16 protein-coding genes and 2 pseudogenes are annotated in these 15,158 nt (G+C 68.8%); 12 read left to right on the top strand and 6 right to left on the bottom strand.

The features are described 5' to 3' along the window. Positions 1-143 precede the first annotated feature (143 nt). Complete coding sequence (locus tag ACFVWD_RS54170; RefSeq protein ID WP_389606211.1) at positions 144-557, bottom strand: pyridoxamine 5'-phosphate oxidase family protein; 414 nt, start codon at positions 555-557, stop codon at positions 144-146. Between the two features lie 131 nt (positions 558-688). On the opposite strand from ACFVWD_RS54170, the gene clpB reads away from it, so the two are divergent. Next, positions 689-3,289 carry an ATP-dependent chaperone ClpB gene (gene clpB, locus ACFVWD_RS54165; RefSeq protein ID WP_389606209.1) on the top strand — a complete coding sequence of 867 codons (2,601 nt, stop codon included), beginning with the start codon at positions 689-691 and terminating at the stop codon, positions 3,287-3,289. A gap of 173 nt (positions 3,290-3,462) precedes the next feature. Next, positions 3,463-3,999: a YbjN domain-containing protein gene (locus ACFVWD_RS54160; protein WP_067374173.1), complete on the top strand. Its 537-nt coding sequence runs from the start codon at positions 3,463-3,465 to the stop codon at positions 3,997-3,999. Positions 4,000-4,095: 96 nt separating this feature from the next. Here the strand turns inward: ACFVWD_RS54160 and ACFVWD_RS54155 are convergent, their stop codons facing one another. After that, positions 4,096-5,295, bottom strand: a complete 1,200-nt coding sequence (locus ACFVWD_RS54155; protein WP_389606207.1) for a hypothetical protein — start codon at positions 5,293-5,295, stop codon at positions 4,096-4,098. 304 nt (positions 5,296-5,599) lie between these two features. On the opposite strand from ACFVWD_RS54155, the gene ACFVWD_RS54150 reads away from it, so the two are divergent. Continuing rightward, complete coding sequence (locus ACFVWD_RS54150; protein WP_389606206.1) at positions 5,600-5,821, top strand: hypothetical protein; 222 nt, start codon at positions 5,600-5,602, stop codon at positions 5,819-5,821. Positions 5,822-5,875: 54 nt separating this feature from the next. Here ACFVWD_RS54150 and ACFVWD_RS54145 read toward each other — a convergent pair. Further along, positions 5,876-6,316 (bottom strand): annotated as a pseudogene (locus ACFVWD_RS54145) (aminotransferase class I/II-fold pyridoxal phosphate-dependent enzyme); the annotation flags it as partial. Positions 6,317-6,805: 489 nt separating this feature from the next. Between ACFVWD_RS54145 and ACFVWD_RS54140 the strand changes: the two are divergent. From ACFVWD_RS54140 to ACFVWD_RS54100, 9 genes are all read left to right on the top strand, one after another. Further along, the gene (locus ACFVWD_RS54140) at positions 6,806-7,111 is read left to right on the top strand and encodes a helix-turn-helix transcriptional regulator (RefSeq protein WP_351295017.1); all 306 of its coding nucleotides are present in this window, start codon (positions 6,806-6,808) and stop codon (positions 7,109-7,111) included. Positions 7,112-7,239: 128 nt separating this feature from the next. Beyond that, the gene (locus tag ACFVWD_RS54135) at positions 7,240-7,860 is read left to right on the top strand and encodes a DUF2975 domain-containing protein (RefSeq protein ID WP_388395510.1); all 621 of its coding nucleotides are present in this window, start codon (positions 7,240-7,242) and stop codon (positions 7,858-7,860) included. Beyond that, positions 7,860-8,084, top strand: a complete 225-nt coding sequence (locus tag ACFVWD_RS54130; RefSeq protein ID WP_389606205.1) for a helix-turn-helix domain-containing protein — start codon at positions 7,860-7,862, stop codon at positions 8,082-8,084. Before ACFVWD_RS54135 ends, ACFVWD_RS54130 begins: the two co-directional genes overlap by 1 nt. 60 nt (positions 8,085-8,144) lie before the next feature. Then, positions 8,145-8,624, top strand: coding sequence for a DUF3515 family protein (locus ACFVWD_RS54125; RefSeq protein ID WP_067374156.1), 480 nt, complete (start codon positions 8,145-8,147; stop codon positions 8,622-8,624). A 164-nt stretch (positions 8,625-8,788) separates the two neighbouring features. Further along, on the top strand, positions 8,789-9,289 hold the full coding sequence (locus ACFVWD_RS54120) for a hypothetical protein (protein WP_389606204.1): 501 nt from the start codon (positions 8,789-8,791) through the stop codon (positions 9,287-9,289). 85 nt (positions 9,290-9,374) lie between these two features. Next, positions 9,375-11,030 (top strand): hypothetical protein, encoded by a 1,656-nt coding sequence (locus tag ACFVWD_RS54115; RefSeq protein ID WP_389606202.1) that lies wholly within the window; start codon positions 9,375-9,377, stop codon positions 11,028-11,030. A gap of 94 nt (positions 11,031-11,124) precedes the next feature. Then, positions 11,125-11,823, top strand: coding sequence for an ABC transporter ATP-binding protein (locus ACFVWD_RS54110; RefSeq protein ID WP_389606201.1), 699 nt, complete (start codon positions 11,125-11,127; stop codon positions 11,821-11,823). Next, positions 11,820-13,037 (top strand): ABC transporter permease, encoded by a 1,218-nt coding sequence (locus tag ACFVWD_RS54105; protein WP_351295031.1) that lies wholly within the window; start codon positions 11,820-11,822, stop codon positions 13,035-13,037. The genes ACFVWD_RS54110 and ACFVWD_RS54105 overlap by 4 nt, the downstream gene beginning before the upstream one ends. Beyond that, complete coding sequence (locus tag ACFVWD_RS54100; protein WP_389606199.1) at positions 13,034-14,104, top strand: hypothetical protein; 1,071 nt, start codon at positions 13,034-13,036, stop codon at positions 14,102-14,104. Before ACFVWD_RS54105 ends, ACFVWD_RS54100 begins: the two co-directional genes overlap by 4 nt. Before the next feature lie 350 nt (positions 14,105-14,454). Here ACFVWD_RS54100 and ACFVWD_RS54095 read toward each other — a convergent pair whose 3' ends face one another. The 3 genes and pseudogenes from ACFVWD_RS54095 to ACFVWD_RS54085 all read right to left on the bottom strand — a co-directional run. Then, positions 14,455-14,637, bottom strand: a complete 183-nt coding sequence (locus ACFVWD_RS54095; protein ID WP_389606212.1) for a hypothetical protein — start codon at positions 14,635-14,637, stop codon at positions 14,455-14,457. After that, positions 14,616-14,882, bottom strand: coding sequence for a type II toxin-antitoxin system Phd/YefM family antitoxin (locus ACFVWD_RS54090; protein WP_389606197.1), 267 nt, complete (start codon positions 14,880-14,882; stop codon positions 14,616-14,618). Before ACFVWD_RS54090 ends, ACFVWD_RS54095 begins: the two co-directional genes overlap by 22 nt. A gap of 118 nt (positions 14,883-15,000) precedes the next feature. Next, positions 15,001-15,158 (bottom strand): annotated as a pseudogene (locus ACFVWD_RS54085) (aminotransferase); the annotation flags it as partial.

Here is a 15,158-nt window from a genome sequence, read left to right as displayed (position 1 = left end):
TACTCCGAGTTTTTTTGTACCTGGTGTTGTTAGCCCCCCCCCGCGCCGACAACCGCCCACTAGACCCCGTCCCCCCCGCTGCAGTTTTGGGCGAAAGATCCAGGTATCCGCCCATCTCCATGCCATCTCCACAACGGCTGAAATCAGCCGTGCCCCATCGCCGAGGTCAACGTGATCTCGATCGCCACCCGGTCGGGGTTCGGCGAGGGCACCCTCCCGTACCGCTCCGCGTACCGCCGCTCCGCCTCCGCGACACGCGCGGGGTCCGCGACGATCCTCGCGCGTCCCTCCAGCGTCGCCCACCGGCGCCCGTCCACCTGGCAGACCGAGACGCGTGCCCCCTGCGCCCCCGCGGCCAGCACGTGCCCCACCTTCGCGCTGGACTTGTTGGTGATCACCCGAGCCAGGCCCGCCTCGGGGTCGTATGTAACCCCGACAGGCACGACGTGTGGGCTGCCGTCCGCCCGGAGGGTGGTGAGGGTGCACAGATGGCGTTCCCGCCAGAAGGCGAGGTACGCGGGGTCGGGATCGTGCGGGTCCACCGGGTATGCGCTCATGGTCGGAAATGTATCCCCACCCGTGAGTGCCATGGCTTCCCGGCCTTTCTTGAGTGGAATAGACTCAACTTTGTGTACGTTGGTTGAGTCAGTCCGTACATCAGGGTCGTATTGAGGAGGAGAACGCGAACGTGGACGCCGAGCTGACCAACAGGAGCCGGGACGCGATCAACGCGGCCACCAGCCGGGCCGTGTCCGAGGGACACCCCGACCTCACCCCTGCCCACCTGCTGCTCGCGCTGCTCGGTGGTCAGGAGAACGAGAACATCACCGACCTGCTGGCCGCGGTCGACGCCGACCAGGCCGCCGTACGGGCCGCGGCCGAGCGCGTCCTCGCCGGCCTGCCCAGCGTGACCGGGTCCACGGTCGCGCCCCCGCAGCCCAACCGCGAACTGCTCGCCGTCATCGCCGAGGCGGCCGACAAGGCCAAGGAGCTCGGGGACGAGTACCTCTCCACCGAGCACCTCCTCATCGGGATCGCCGCGAAGGGCGGCCCGAGCGGCGACGTACTCTCCCAGCAGGGCGCCAGTGCGAAGAAGCTGCTTGAGGCGTTCCAGAAGAGCAGGGGAGGACGCCGGGTGACGACCCCGGATCCCGAGGGCCAGTACAAGGCGCTCGAAAAGTTCGGTACGGACTTCACCGCCGCCGCGCGCGACGGAAAGCTCGACCCGGTCATCGGCCGGGACCAGGAGATCCGCCGGGTCGTGCAGGTGCTGTCCCGGCGCACCAAGAACAACCCCGTCCTCATCGGTGAGCCCGGCGTCGGCAAGACCGCCGTCGTGGAGGGGCTCGCCCAGCGGATCGTGAAGGGCGACGTGCCCGAGTCGCTCAAGAACAAGCGGCTCGTCTCGCTCGACCTCGGCGCCATGGTGGCCGGGGCGAAGTACCGGGGTGAGTTCGAGGAGCGGCTGAAGACCGTCCTCGCCGAGATCAAGGACTCCGACGGGCAGATCATCACCTTCATCGACGAGCTGCACACGGTCGTCGGCGCGGGCGCGGGCGGCGACTCCGCCATGGACGCCGGCAACATGCTCAAGCCGATGCTCGCCCGCGGTGAGCTGCGGATGGTCGGTGCCACCACCCTCGACGAGTACCGCGAGCGGATCGAGAAGGACCCCGCCCTGGAGCGCCGTTTCCAGCAGGTCCTGGTGGCCGAGCCGTCCGTCGAGGACACCATCGCGATCCTGCGCGGACTCAAGGGCCGCTACGAGGCCCACCACAAGGTCGTGATCGCGGACAGCGCGCTGGTCGCCGCGGCCACCCTCTCCGACCGGTACATCACGTCCCGCTTCCTGCCCGACAAGGCCATCGACCTCGTCGACGAGGCCGCCTCCAGGCTGCGCATGGAGATCGACTCGTCCCCCGTGGAGATCGACGAACTCCAGCGCGCGGTGGACCGGCTGCGCATGGAGGAGCTGGCCCTCGACAAGGAGACCGACCCCGCCTCCCGGCAGCGTCTGGAGAAGCTGCGCCGCGACCTCGCCGACAAGGAGGAGGAGCTGCGGGGCCTGACCGCCCGCTGGGAGAAGGAGAAGCAGTCCCTCAACCGCGTCGGCGAGCTGAAGGAGAAGCTCGACGAGCTGCGCGGTCAGGCCGAACGGGCACAGCGCGACGGCGACTTCGACACCGCCTCCAAGCTGCTCTACGGCGAGATCCCCACCCTGGAGCGGGACCTGGAGGAGGCCTCCGAGGCGGAGGAGGAAGCCGCCAGGGACACCATGGTCAAGGAGGAGGTCGGCCCCGACGACATCGCGGACGTGGTCGGCTCCTGGACGGGCATCCCGGCCGGGCGCCTCCTGGAGGGCGAGACCCAGAAGCTCCTGCGCATGGAGGAGGAGCTGGGCCGCCGCCTCATCGGCCAGAGCGAGGCCGTCCAGGCCGTGTCCGACGCCGTACGCCGCACCCGCGCCGGAATCGCCGACCCGGACCGGCCCACCGGATCGTTCCTCTTCCTCGGCCCGACCGGCGTCGGCAAGACCGAACTCGCCAAGGCCCTCGCGGACTTCCTCTTCGACGACGAGCGGGCCATGATCCGCATCGACATGAGCGAGTACGGCGAGAAGCACAGCGTCGCCCGGCTGGTCGGCGCCCCGCCCGGGTACATCGGCTACGAGGAGGGCGGCCAGCTCACGGAGGCCGTGCGCCGGCGCCCGTACAGCGTCGTCCTGCTCGACGAGGTCGAGAAGGCGCACCCGGAGGTCTTCGACATCCTGCTCCAGGTGCTGGACGACGGACGGCTCACCGACGGACAGGGCCGTACGGTCGATTTCCGCAACACCATCCTCATCCTGACCTCGAACCTGGGCAGCCAATTCTTGAGTGGGCACAGCCTGGTCGAGCCGCTGACCTCCGAGGAGGAGAAGAAGCAGCAGGTCCTGGAGGTCGTGAGGGCCTCCTTCAAGCCAGAATTCCTCAATCGCCTCGACGACCTCGTGGTCTTCTCGGCCCTCAACATGGAGGAGCTGGAGCGCATCGCCAGGCTCCAGGTCGACCGGCTGGCCAAGAGGCTCGCCCAGCGCCGGATCACCCTGGAGGTCACCGACGCGGCCCTGGCCTGGCTCGCGGACGAGGGCAACGATCCGGCCTACGGGGCCCGGCCGCTGCGCCGCCTCGTCCAGACCGCGATCGGCGACCGGCTCGCCAAGGAGATCCTGGCGGGCGAGGTCAAGGACGGCGACACGGTCCGGGTGGACGCATTCGGGGACGGCCTGATCGTGGGGGTCGCGCAGTAGCCCGGACGGGCTGATTTCAGCGGTCGACGGCGCCGGTCCCGGCGGCGCCGTCGTCACTGGCCGCATCGGATACACACTCCCGGTGGTGGTGTCCGTGCCTTTGCCTGTGGGGGTTGCCACTGACCGCCCGTGATGGGGGAGGATGGCAGCATCCGTACGAAGGGAAATACACGGTGAGCATCGACCCGTCCTCGATTCCGAATTTCGGGGGCCAGCCCGAGCCGCAGCCCGGCGGACCGGCGGGCCCCGTCGTCCCGGATCAGGACCTCGTGAAGCAGCTCCTGGACCAGATGGAGCTGAAGTACGTCGTCGACGACGAGGGTGACCTCGCGGCGCCGTGGGAGGAGTTCCGTACGTACTTCATGTTCCGCGGCGAGGGGGACCAGCAGGTCTTCTCGGTGCGGACGTTCTACGACCGGCCGCACCAGATCGACGAGAAGCCGACTCTGCTGGAGTCCATCGACGACTGGAACCGCCGCACGCTGTGGCCGAAGGTCTACAGCCACACGCATGACGACGGCACTGTCCGCCTGATCGGCGAGGCACAGATGCTGATCGGCACCGGCGTCGCCCTCGAGCACTTCGTTTCGTCGACGGTCAGCTGGGTGCGGGCCGCCATCGAGTTCGACAAGTGGCTCGTCGAGCAGCTCGGCCTCGAGCAGGAAGTCAACGAGGCGGAGGAGAAGCCCGAGGACGACGACGAGGAGTAGTCCTCCCACCAGGTTTTAGAGCTCCGAACAAAATGAGAGTCCGATCAGCTCGCGTGCCGGGCGTCGCGTGCCGGGCGCTCATTTTGTTCGGAGCTCTTACAGCGGCGTGTGCGCGATGACGACCAGATATGCGCCGTAGGCGAACGAGAGCCCGGCCAGGGCGCCGACCACCAGGACGGCGTGCCAGGGCCGGGCTCTTGCCGTGCGGACCAGCGCCCGGGCGAGCGGCAGCAGCAGCGGGAACGCGGGCAGCAGGAAGCGCGGCTTGCACTCGAAGAACCCGGAGCCGCCGAGCGCGATCAGCAGCAGTACCCCGCTGTGCACGAGCAGTGGCAGCGGGGCACGGTCCGCGATCAGCAGCCCGTACAGCAGCACGGCCGCCGCCACGACCACCATCGTCATCGGGAACACGAAACGGTCCCCGTGCGTCAGCAGATGCTGGACGAAGCGCAGCGAACCGGCGCCGAAGTCGAAGCGCGAGCCCCACAGCCGCTGCACCTGGAAATAGCCGCCGAACGGATCTCCCTTGCGCCGGCCCACCCACAGCACATAGCCGCCCCAGCCGACCGGCGCGAGCGCGGCGCCCGTCCACAGCCTGTGGGAAACCCGGCCGCGCCGCCGCCAGACCTCGCACGCCGCCGCGGCCAGCACCGCCGCGGCCACCGCGAGCCCGTTCGGCCGCGACATGCCCGCGAGCGCGGCCAGCGTGCCCGCCCACAGCCAGCGCCCGGTGAGCACCGCGTACAGCGACCAGGCGGCGAAGGCGGTGAGGACGGGCTCGGTGTACGCCAGGGACAGCACGATCGAGTGCGGGAGCAGGCCCCACAACAGGACCAGCATGGTGGCGACGGCGCGGCCGTGCAGCCGGGCCCCGATCGCGTAGATCCCGCAGGCGGCGACCGCGGCGGCGGTCCAGGCGACCAGCAGTCCCGCCGCGCCGCCGCTCAGCGCGGTCAGCGTGGTGACGGCGCGGATCAGCCCCGGATACAGCGGGAAGAAGGCCAGGTCGCTGTGGACGACGGCGGGCCTGAAGTACTGGGTGCGTTCGTAGCCGTGCGCCGCGATCCCCAGGTACCAGAGCGAGTCCCAGGACCGCCCGAGCAGGGCGACGGGGTGCTTGCCGCCCGCCCAGGCGGTTCCGGCGAGCACGAGAACGCCGACGAGTCGCGCCGTCGCGAACAGGGCCAGCGCGTGCGCGACAGGGGGCAGGCCGTGCGTGGGGCGCGCCGGGCGGCCGTGCCCCCCGTCACCGGGCTTCGGGGCGGCGGGGGCCGGAAGGGTACTGGCGTGGGTCACACCCGAACTGTGCGTCCCTTACGGGGTATTTGCGAGCTTTACACGCCTGAGCGGTGCGGTTTCCCCCACTTCGGCGCGCCGTCCCCACCGTTCTGGGCCCCTGTGCCACCAGGCCGCCTTGAGCCGCTTCGCCGCCTCCTCCAGCACGACAGACAGACGACGCGTACTGATCGCGGAGGACTGAACATGACATGCGGTAACTGTGGTGCAGCAGCGATCCAGGGGCCGAACGGGTCGTGGAACTGCTCGAATCAGTGCGGGTGGTCCTCGGGTTACGTCCCGACCCCGCCCGTACTGTGTTCGCATGGCGCAGAAACAGCAGCCGGAAACCATGCCCGTCGTTGATACGACCGAGGCTCTGGCACGCAAAGAGATCACGGCCACTATGTGCCATGACTGCGGTGCCGAGGTGCACGGCGTGAACGGCCGCTATGCCTGCGGGCTCTGCGGTTGGGTCAACCACTGGTCGGAGGGGTCCACACCCCTGCTGACGGCCCAGGATGATCTGGACTACCCCGGACGCTGAGGAGCCGCTGCGGCCAGTGCAACCCCGTCCGTGCGCTGTGGGGACGGCGTCTCGTCACTGTTTCCGCAGCTCAGCCAGCCTCTCGCTTGCCTCGCGCAACTTATCTGTCCGCTTGCGGAACGCGAACCGCACGAAGGGCGCGCCCGCCTCCCGGTGGTCGTAGAAGACCGCGTTCGGGATGGCGACGACCCCGGCGCGCTCCGGGAGCGCGCGGCAGAAGGCGAAGCCGTCGGACTCGCCGAGGGGCCGGATGTCGGTGGTGATGAAGTACGTGCCCGCCGGCTGGAAGACCTTGAACCCCGCCTCCGTGAGCCCGGCCGCCAGCACGTCCCGCTTGGCCAGCATGTCCGCGCGGAACGCCTCGAAGTACGTGTCCGGCAGCGCCAGCGCCTCGGCCACGGCGTACTGGAACGGCCCCGACGCCACGTACGTCAGGAACTGCTTGGCCGACCGTACGGCGGTGACGAGGCCCGGCGTGCCCGTCACCCAGGTGACGCCTCTCTCGTGCACTCATGGGACCGCCCCACGGTGAGGCGAACCGGGACGGCGTCCCGTCAGGTGGTGTAGGGAATCAAGGCACCGGAATCCGCAGGTCGGGGGCGGTGGCTCCGTCGTGCGGTACTGGACGATCGGGCATCGCACTGAAGGACATCTGCCCGTGAGGCAACCTCAACACTGCCTCAACTCCCTTTACTTGGGCTCTTATCGATCGTTTACTAACCACCCTGCCCCATGATGGGGCGTCTCCGGGCGCGGGGAGCGACCCCAACGGCCGCTGCCCACAAGGTATTTGCCAGCCGTATCGGCATGGAGGCGCGCCGTGCAGGGGGCACTATCGTGCGGCACCGCAGCCCGATCGACCAGACCACGGTGCCGCCACAACGGCCGCCCGGCGCCGAAACCCCGGCAGGCAAGCAGTCCGACAAAAGCAAGGGGACAACCGGCTAGAGCGGTCAGACAGAAACGAACGGGGAGACCACCGCTGTGACTTACCGCACGACGGACAACCAGAGAACGGGACCACAAGAGGACTTCAGCTCGATCCCAGCCGCTCCTCCCACTCCCGGGGACCTCCACGCCATCCCCTCCCTCACCCCCCGGGAGCGCCAAGTCCTCACCCTGCTCGGCTACGCCGCCGACAATCGCGAGATCAGCCGTCGGCTCGGCATCGCCGAACGCACCGTCAAAGCACACCTGACCAACCTCATGACCAAGATCAAAGTATCCAGCCGCACTGAAGCGGCCCTCTATGCCTACGCCCATCACGGCAGCCTCACCGACCGGCCCTGAGGATCCCGTTCGCCTTCCTCCCGTGAGGCCCGTCCGGCCCGCCGTCACACCCTGAGCTTGACAGCGCGCATATCGCTTATCGATACTATCGATAAGCGATATGCGCGCTGCGGACGACAGGGGGAACCATGGGTACGAAGTCCTGGTGGAGCCGGACCGACAACCGACTGCTCGAGGTGGCTCTGGGCCTGGCCACTCTGTTCGTCGGCGTCTTCGGGGTGCTGGTCCCGGTCCTCGGGGTGGTCGGCCTCATCGACCCGGTGGACAGCCGCGAGGTCAAGACCGCGACCACGACCCAGGTACCGGGCACCGTGACCGACGCGGTGGCGGGCCACGGCATGACCCTCACCGGCACCCACCGGGCCGACCTCGTCTTCGCCCATCCCGACCTGGGCCGACGCCTGTTGCTCGCGCTGCCGGACGTCATCGGCAGCCTGCTGCTGCTCCTCGTCCTGGCCCTCCTCGTCCAGATGGCCAGGACCCTGCGCGACGGCGACGTCTTCGTGCCGAAGAACGCCCGCCGTCTGAGCGTCATAGGGCTCACGGTGCTGGTGCAGGCTGTCCTCTCCCCAGTGCTGCCGGCGCTCACCACGCAGGCGCTGGTGAGCGGCACCCCCATGGCCGAACAGATCCCCTTCTCGGTCACCTTCACCGGCGAGTACGTCCTGCTCGCCTTCCTCATCCTGGCCCTGGGCGAGGTCTTCCGGCGCGGCACGAAGCTACGCGCCGACACCGAGGGGTTGGTCTGATGCCGCCAGAGGACGAACACCGTGTTCAGGTCCACCTGGACCGGCTGCTCGCCGAGCGCGGCATGACCCTTTCCGAACTGGCGGCCAGGGTCGGGGTGACCGTGGTCAACCTCTCCGTCCTGAAGAACGACCGGGCGAAGGCGATCCGCTTCTCCACCCTCACCGCCATCTGCCACGAACTGAACTGCCAACCCGGTGACCTGCTCAGCGTCCGCGAGGACTGACCCCGGGCGGCCTTCGCCGAAGAGAACCCATAGCTGCGTTACCTGGACAAGGGATGACTCATGGAGATGACCTCTGCCCGGCGTCTGGCACAGGCCGGTGTGATCGCCGTGTGTGCCGCCGCTCTTGCGGCCTGCGGGGCCTCGTCACGTTCTTACAACGTGTCGGGGGCTCCGGGGGGTGACAGTGCCGCGTGCTCCGGTCTGGTGGGCAAGGCGCCACAGAAGCTGGGGGGTTACAAGCGCAGCGATTCCGACCAGAAGGGGACGGCTGTGTGGGGAGACGGTGATGTGGTTCTCCGGTGCGGGAACATCTCGGACGTTCCGGAGTCGGCTTCGTGCACGTCGGTGAAGGGCGTCGACTGGGTCGTGAACGCGAGGAAGACTCACGACGGGGTGAAGACGGTTCTGTCGTACGGGCGTAGTCCTGCGGCCGAGGTCACGGTGTCGCAGCAGATCAAGGACCAGGACGCCGTCATCGGGAAGGTGTCCGGGATCGTATCGGGTCTGACGAAGCAGAAGACGTGCGCGAAGCGGAGCTGAGCTGAGCTGAGTTGGGCTGGTAGCCCTGGAGGGCAGGGTGCCCGAAGGTGCGATGGTGACGGGCGTGGCGAGGCCGTAGAAATCTGTTGAACATGCGTGCGGGTGCCGATTGCGGTGCCGGGCGCATGGTCAAGGAAGTATTTCCACTTCTACGGGGAGAAATCATGCGTAACCTCTCGCGTCTGGCCTCTGGCGGCGCCGCCGCGGTGGCCGCCGGCGCGCTGCTGTTCTCGGCCGCGCCCGCGCACGCCACGTCGGCCTCCAGCAGCTGGAGCATCCCGGGCGGCCACAAGATGCAGGTGAACGCCTGGCACTGTGGCGCGTACGTGACCGCCTGCGACTGGAAGGCGTCGACCAAGCTGTACAAGGGCAGGTCCCACGACAGTGCCCAGTGGGTGCAGAACCGGGCCATCCTGGCCGCTCACGGAATCAGCGTCTCCCTCACGATCTCGAAGAACCCTGAGGCGACGCTGACGATGAACAGCAGGTCGCAAGGCACGGTCCGCTGGAAGAACTACGGCGGGCACAAGTGGATCTCGGACACCTACGGCCAGATGAAGCCCAGCAGGCTGACCGTGTACGTGTCGACGAAGTCCTGCGGCTCGGCCCAGATCACCAGCCGCATCAAGTTCACGGAGAAGTGCGTCTACGCCGGCGCCTCCTGATCCGCGCTTGACGCCGCACACCAGCTGACCGTCTCTGCCCCCGCCTCCTGGCGGGGGCAGAGTTCGCTTACGGGGGAGAACAAGCATGTCTCACGCCAGGAAAGGTGCGAGGAAGGCGACGTGGGCGGCTGCCTCGGCCTGCGTCATGATGCTGGCCGCGTCCTGCACCTCGCAGGGCAGCCACCGTGAAAGCACGGAACCGGCCTACTTCCAGACCCTCGTCAGCCAGGCCAACGGTCTGTACTACCACCCCTTCCTGAGGGAAGAGCGCGGCAGCCCCGAAGCCCAGTCCTACGCGCTGCGCATCCTGGCGGAGACCGGCGCGAAGCCGAAGGTCACCGTAGACGCCAAGACGGCCGCGGCGCTGCGCTCCGACGCGGTCACGACCTCTGCGCTGTGGGGGAGGTACTGGCTTGTCCCTCTGCGCGACGCCGGGGTGTCGGGGGTACTGGGGCCGGGCGACGCGCGGAGCGTGGAGAAACTGCGGACCGGCACGGGGTGGTACGAAGATCCCGCGCTCGAGGAGAAGAGCGACGAAGGGCGCCTCGGTGCCACCTGGGCCGCGCTGGAGGTGGAGGCGGCCACTGGATCCCTCGGGGAGCTTCCTGCTGCCGACAAGGTGGCCACGGCCCGCTGGCTTGCCCAACTGGCAGGCAGCAAGCCTACGTTGGCCGATGCCGCGGTCCTGGCACGCTGCCTTCATCTGCTCGGCAAGCCCGTCCCCGCCTCCCTGACGTCCATGCGGGCTCCGGACGCGAGCGGTTTCACCGAGCGGCCGGACCAGGAACGCGCCACCCTGCTGGAGGACACGTACAACTACGTACTGCTCCAGGAGTCGGCCGGCGAGAAGCCGCAGGTGAACCGGAAGACATGGCAGCAGGCCCTGTCCCACAACGTCGAAAGCCTCGACTACGAGCAGCTCTACAGCCTGGTGCACATCCTGCGCGCCACCGGCAGCCCCCAGAGGGCGTTCCCGGCGGTCACCCGCCGCCTGGAGCGGGAGCGCATGCCGGACGGAACGGTGCGTGACCCGTCCTCCTACCTCGGCACGCCCGACGCGTCGCTGTTCGTGCAGCGGCTGCGGAGCGTGGCCGGATGGACTGTGCGGGACAAACGTCTGCTGGCCGCGGCCGAGAAACAGGCCGGCTCCCAGGACGCACCCCGCGACGGCGCCGCACGGCTGACCATGGCCACGCTCGATCACAGCGCCGGCGGTGAGCCGCTTTCCCGTCAGGAGGCCGCGCTGTGCCAGGATCCGTCGACGGTGCCGGCCACGGTCACCGCGGACAACGTGGCGGACTGGCAGCGTGCGGTGTGGAACTGCGCGGAGTCCGGCGTACCGGTACCGGTTCCCTCCGTCACGCGCTGGAGTGTTGACGGTCTGGAAGGTGCGCAGGCGGCCGCCACGCTGGTGGTCGGCCTGCACCAGGACGGCCGGGGGGACCGGATACCCGGCTGGCTGACCGCGGACGCGCTCAGGCGGTGGGCAGACGACCCGGGGCCTCGCGCAAGCGTCTATGACCGTGCGGTGATCATCCGCGCCTACCTGCTGCTCGGCGGCCATGCCGACGAGTCCCTCGTCGAACACCTCACCGGTCAGTTCAAGGCGCACAGGGGCTGCCCGGGGCTGCCCGGCCTGTACCGACCCGATGACGAGCCCGGCTGTGACCTCAAGACGACGTTGGCGGTGTGGGACCTGGACAAGGCACTGGACGGAAAGCTCGGGGCTCTGCCCTCGTAGGGCTCCTCAGGACTCCTTGAGACAGAACTCGTACGACTCCTCGATACAGAAAGTGAGTAGAACCTCCTTGAGCACGCTGTTGACGGCGAGTGGGGTGGGCAAGTCCTATACGCTGCGCGGCCAGCGGGTCGACGTCCTCCAAGACATCGATCTTGCTGTCGCGGCGGGATGTGTCACCGCGCTCGTCGGACATTCCGGATCGGGTAAATCCACCCTCATGCACATTCTCGGGCTGCTGACGAAACCCGACACCGGCCGGGTGGATCTGGAGGGCCGCGATACCCGCGGCCTGTCGGACGGCGCGCTCGCGGACCTGCGGCGCCGACGTCTGGGGTTCGTCTTCCAGTCCTACAACCTGCTGCCGCAGCACAGCGCCCTGCGCAATGTCCTGCTTCCGTACACCGGCAGGCGCCGGGAGGCAGAGGCCCGGGCGCGCGGTCTGCTGGAGCGCGTGGGGCTGGGAGACCGGTGCGAGCACCGGCCCGGCGAGCTGTCCGGGGGCGAACAGCAGCGCGTGGCGCTGGCCCGGGCGCTGGTGAACGATCCACCGCTGCTGCTGGCCGACGAACCCACCGGAAACCTGGACACCGAGAGCGAGGCCCTGTTGCTGGGCTTGTTCCGGGAGTTGGCGGAAGGCGGGCGGGGAGTGCTGGTCGTCACGCACAACCAGGCGGTCGCGGATGCGGCCGACATCGTTCACCGACTGGGCCGGGACGCGGCTCTTTCGGCACAGGACGAGACCAACGGCCGCTCCTGGGCGCACTCCCGGGGTTCGCGGGAGGGTGAGCTGTGAACCTGTTCCAGGTGGCGTGGTGGAACGTACAGGCGCTGCGCAGGCGGCTGTTGGGGCTGGTGGCGATGGTCGCGGTTGTCGGCGCGGTGTGCCTGAGCGCGATCGGGATCGCCTCGAACGCGCAGGGGACGACGACCAGCAAGGTCGGGGAGTCGACGGCGAACCGGTCGGTCACGGTCGACTCGCCGGACGGGGGTCCTGATACGGCTCGGCTGACGGAGGCGACGGAGAAGCGTCTGGCGGGGATCGCTCACGTGGAGTCGGTCCAGCACAGGCTTCAGGTGTCCATGCCGGTACGGGACAACCCCGAGGGGGCCGATCTGCTGTACGCGACGACCTACCGCGAGGCGCTGACGCCCCCCGTGGTCAAGTCGGTACGCAAGCAGTTGTTCCCGCTGCACCGTGGAGAGGTGGTCTTCCCCGCCTCCACACACGGGGTGGACCTGTCTTCGATGGTGGGCAGGACGGTGACGGTGGACGCGCACCGATATGTGCGGCCCGGCGTGGGGGACACGGTGAGTGACCGGGTGAAGGTGGTGGGCCTGTACGACCCGAGCTGGCAGTTCGACGGCCTGGACGTCGCGTATGCGGACGACGCCACCGTGGTGAAGTGGGCGGCGGCCGCGGCCGGCAAGACGACCGACGACTATCTGCGCACGTCGGGCTGGGATCAGCTGACGGTGGTGGCTGACAGTGCCTCTCAGGTACCGGGCGTGCTCAAGGCCGTGCAGAGGATGAACTACCCGGCCGTCACCTTGCAGCAGCAGCTTCAGGCGCTTCCCGGAGTGCTGCGGTTGGTCAGGCTGACCGGGAACGTACTGCTCGGCGTCCTGGGCGTGCTCGCCTTCGCCGGCGCGGTCACGGTGACGGGTGCACTGGGGCGGCAGCGGGCCCAGGAAGTGGGCATTCTCAAGGCAGTCGGTTTCCGTGGCCGCTCGGTGATGGGCATGCTCGTGGCGGAGATGGCGATCGCCGGGGTGGTGGCGGCCGCGGCCGGTGTGGTGCTGGCGGTGGGCGCCTCCAGCGCGGCGGCCGCCGGTCTTCGGCGTATCGGAGACATCGCCCCGTATGTGCGCGACGCGGTGCCGCTGCCGGGGACGTCGACGCTGATCTCGCTGTCGGTCGCCACAGTTGTCGTCGTAGCCGCCGGCGCCGTGCTCCCGGCACGTCGTGCCGCGCGCATGTCCCCCACCGAAGCCATGAAGGATTGGTGATCCCTGTGATGCTGCGCAAGATGTCGTACGCCGCGCTCGCGGTGTCCGCTGCCCTGCTGGCCTCCTGTTCCGGTTCCGACGATGTGGAGTTGGGAACGGACTGGAAGGGATCGCAGACCTTTGTGACGGCGAGCGTCGCCGGACACACAGTGCTGGTCGGCATCGATCCCGAGGCCCACCACGCGCAGGCGCTGGCTGTTGTGCCGCAGAAGGACGGCGACGACGACGTGCAGGCTCCTCAGCTCGTGCAGTTGGCCGACGGGACATGGTGGCTGTCGACGCCCCGCAAGGGAAAGCGTCCGGACCGGCTCTTCACGTTGGACACCGCCGGGCACGCCCTGGCTGAGAAGGACGATGACACTACGGAGCGGCTGCGTGAACTCGTGCCGGGCAAGAGCCTGGTCGCGGCCGTTCACGGCTCCTCCGAAAGCGCCGGAAGCGATCAGGGCGCTGCCACGGCGGACAGCGAATCCACCAGTGTGCTGGTACGCGATGCGAAGACGTGGAAGAAGGTCCGGGACGTGCGGGTGCCGGGATCGGTCACGCTGGCGGCGTCCGATCCGTCCAGCGACACGGTGTGCCTGGCTACCGGACAGGGATCCGACACGAAGGTGAGTGTGCTCGACCTCACCACCGGCAGGACCAGGCAGGCCGGCGGGGCCGGCGGTGTGCAGGTGCAGCAACTGGCATGTCGGGCAGGCACCCCGGTCCTGGCCGGTACCCCCGCCGGGAACAACCGGGGAACCACGGTGAAAGTGACCCTCAAGCACGCGGACGAGGCAACGGTGGTGAGTGTGCACGGCGGACGGGTCGATGCCGTGCAGGCGTCGAAGAACGCCGTCGTGGTCGCGGTGAACCGCGGGGAGGACAGCGACCTCATCGAGCTGGACCGGACGAGCGGGCGTGAACTGCGGCGCGTGGCGGTCAAGGGCATGGACAACTCGTATCTGCTGCGGCACACGCGGGATGGCTGGGTGATGGTCTCGGACAACACCGCGACCGTGGTGAACCTGGACGACGGGACGTCCCGGACGTTCAACCTGCCGGGGACGCTGACAAGCTTCTGAGCCTGCGCGAAAGGGGCCTCCGCGATGGCTTCCCCTGCTGCTCGTGGTCGGCTGTCCAGGGCGGAACGCCGACTCGGCCTCCACCCCTCGAACGTCCGCATGGTCGAGGAGGTCACCGCTCTGCACGAACACCCGAAACCGCGTCCTGCCGAACCCGTCTCTCCCCCCCCCGCGACCGCGGCTTCCCTGTACTCAGCGTACTCAGCGGAAAGTCCACGTACCGGCCACGAGAATTGTGAGGGCGAGCAGGCCAGGGCCCAGACAGCGTCGGTTGATCGCTGAGGGAAGCGCCTCGGCCGGCTCAGGGAAGCACTCCGTCCGCTCGGTGGCGTCGGCCTCGGCCCGGAACGTCATCCGCTGGACGACGGAGGCCGCGACCGGCCGGGAGGAGCTGCGCAGGGTGGCGCTGCCGAACGCGCATCGCGGGCCTGCTCGATCCTTGAGTCCTGCCAGCTCTCGTAGCGGTAGTGGCACTGCGCGATCAGGACGGCGTCCTCGGCGGCCTTGTAGATCAGTCGGTGCTCGTCGTTGATGCGGCGCGACCAGTAGCCCTGGAATCCGTGCTTGAGCGGGTCCGGTTTGCCGATCCCTCGTTGCCGTTCCGGGCAATGTCCGCGAGGTACGCCGTCTCCTTCAGGGACTCGTAGTCCTCGAGGGAGACGATGACGACCGGCTCATGCCCGGCCCGGGTGATGACGACCTCTTCGCGGTCGTCGGTGACTGCGTTGAGCACCTCGGCGTAGCGTGCGCGCGACTCGGAACACGTCATGGTCTTCACGATCGGCCATCCCTTCACGTGCAAGAAGTTGTACGTCTGTCCCTGTAGCGCGGCAAGCGCCGGAATGACGGCCGTGACCGGGCGGCCTCCGGCGCGAAAGCTCCCCGTAGGGCGGCGGTCAGTGCGCGAATGCCTTGCGGAGCCGTTCCGCCGCGTCCACCAGCACCTCGGTCCGCTTGCAGAACGCGAACCGCACGAAGGGCGCGCCCGCCTCCCGGTGGTCGTAGAAGACCGCGTTCGGGATGGCGACGACCCCGGCGCGCTCCGGGAGCGCGC

This window comes from Streptomyces sp. NPDC058086, from assembly GCF_042885015.1.
Taxonomy (GTDB): Bacteria; Actinomycetota; Actinomycetes; order Streptomycetales; family Streptomycetaceae; genus Streptomyces.
This window is presented reverse-complemented; position numbering and strand designations above follow the sequence as displayed.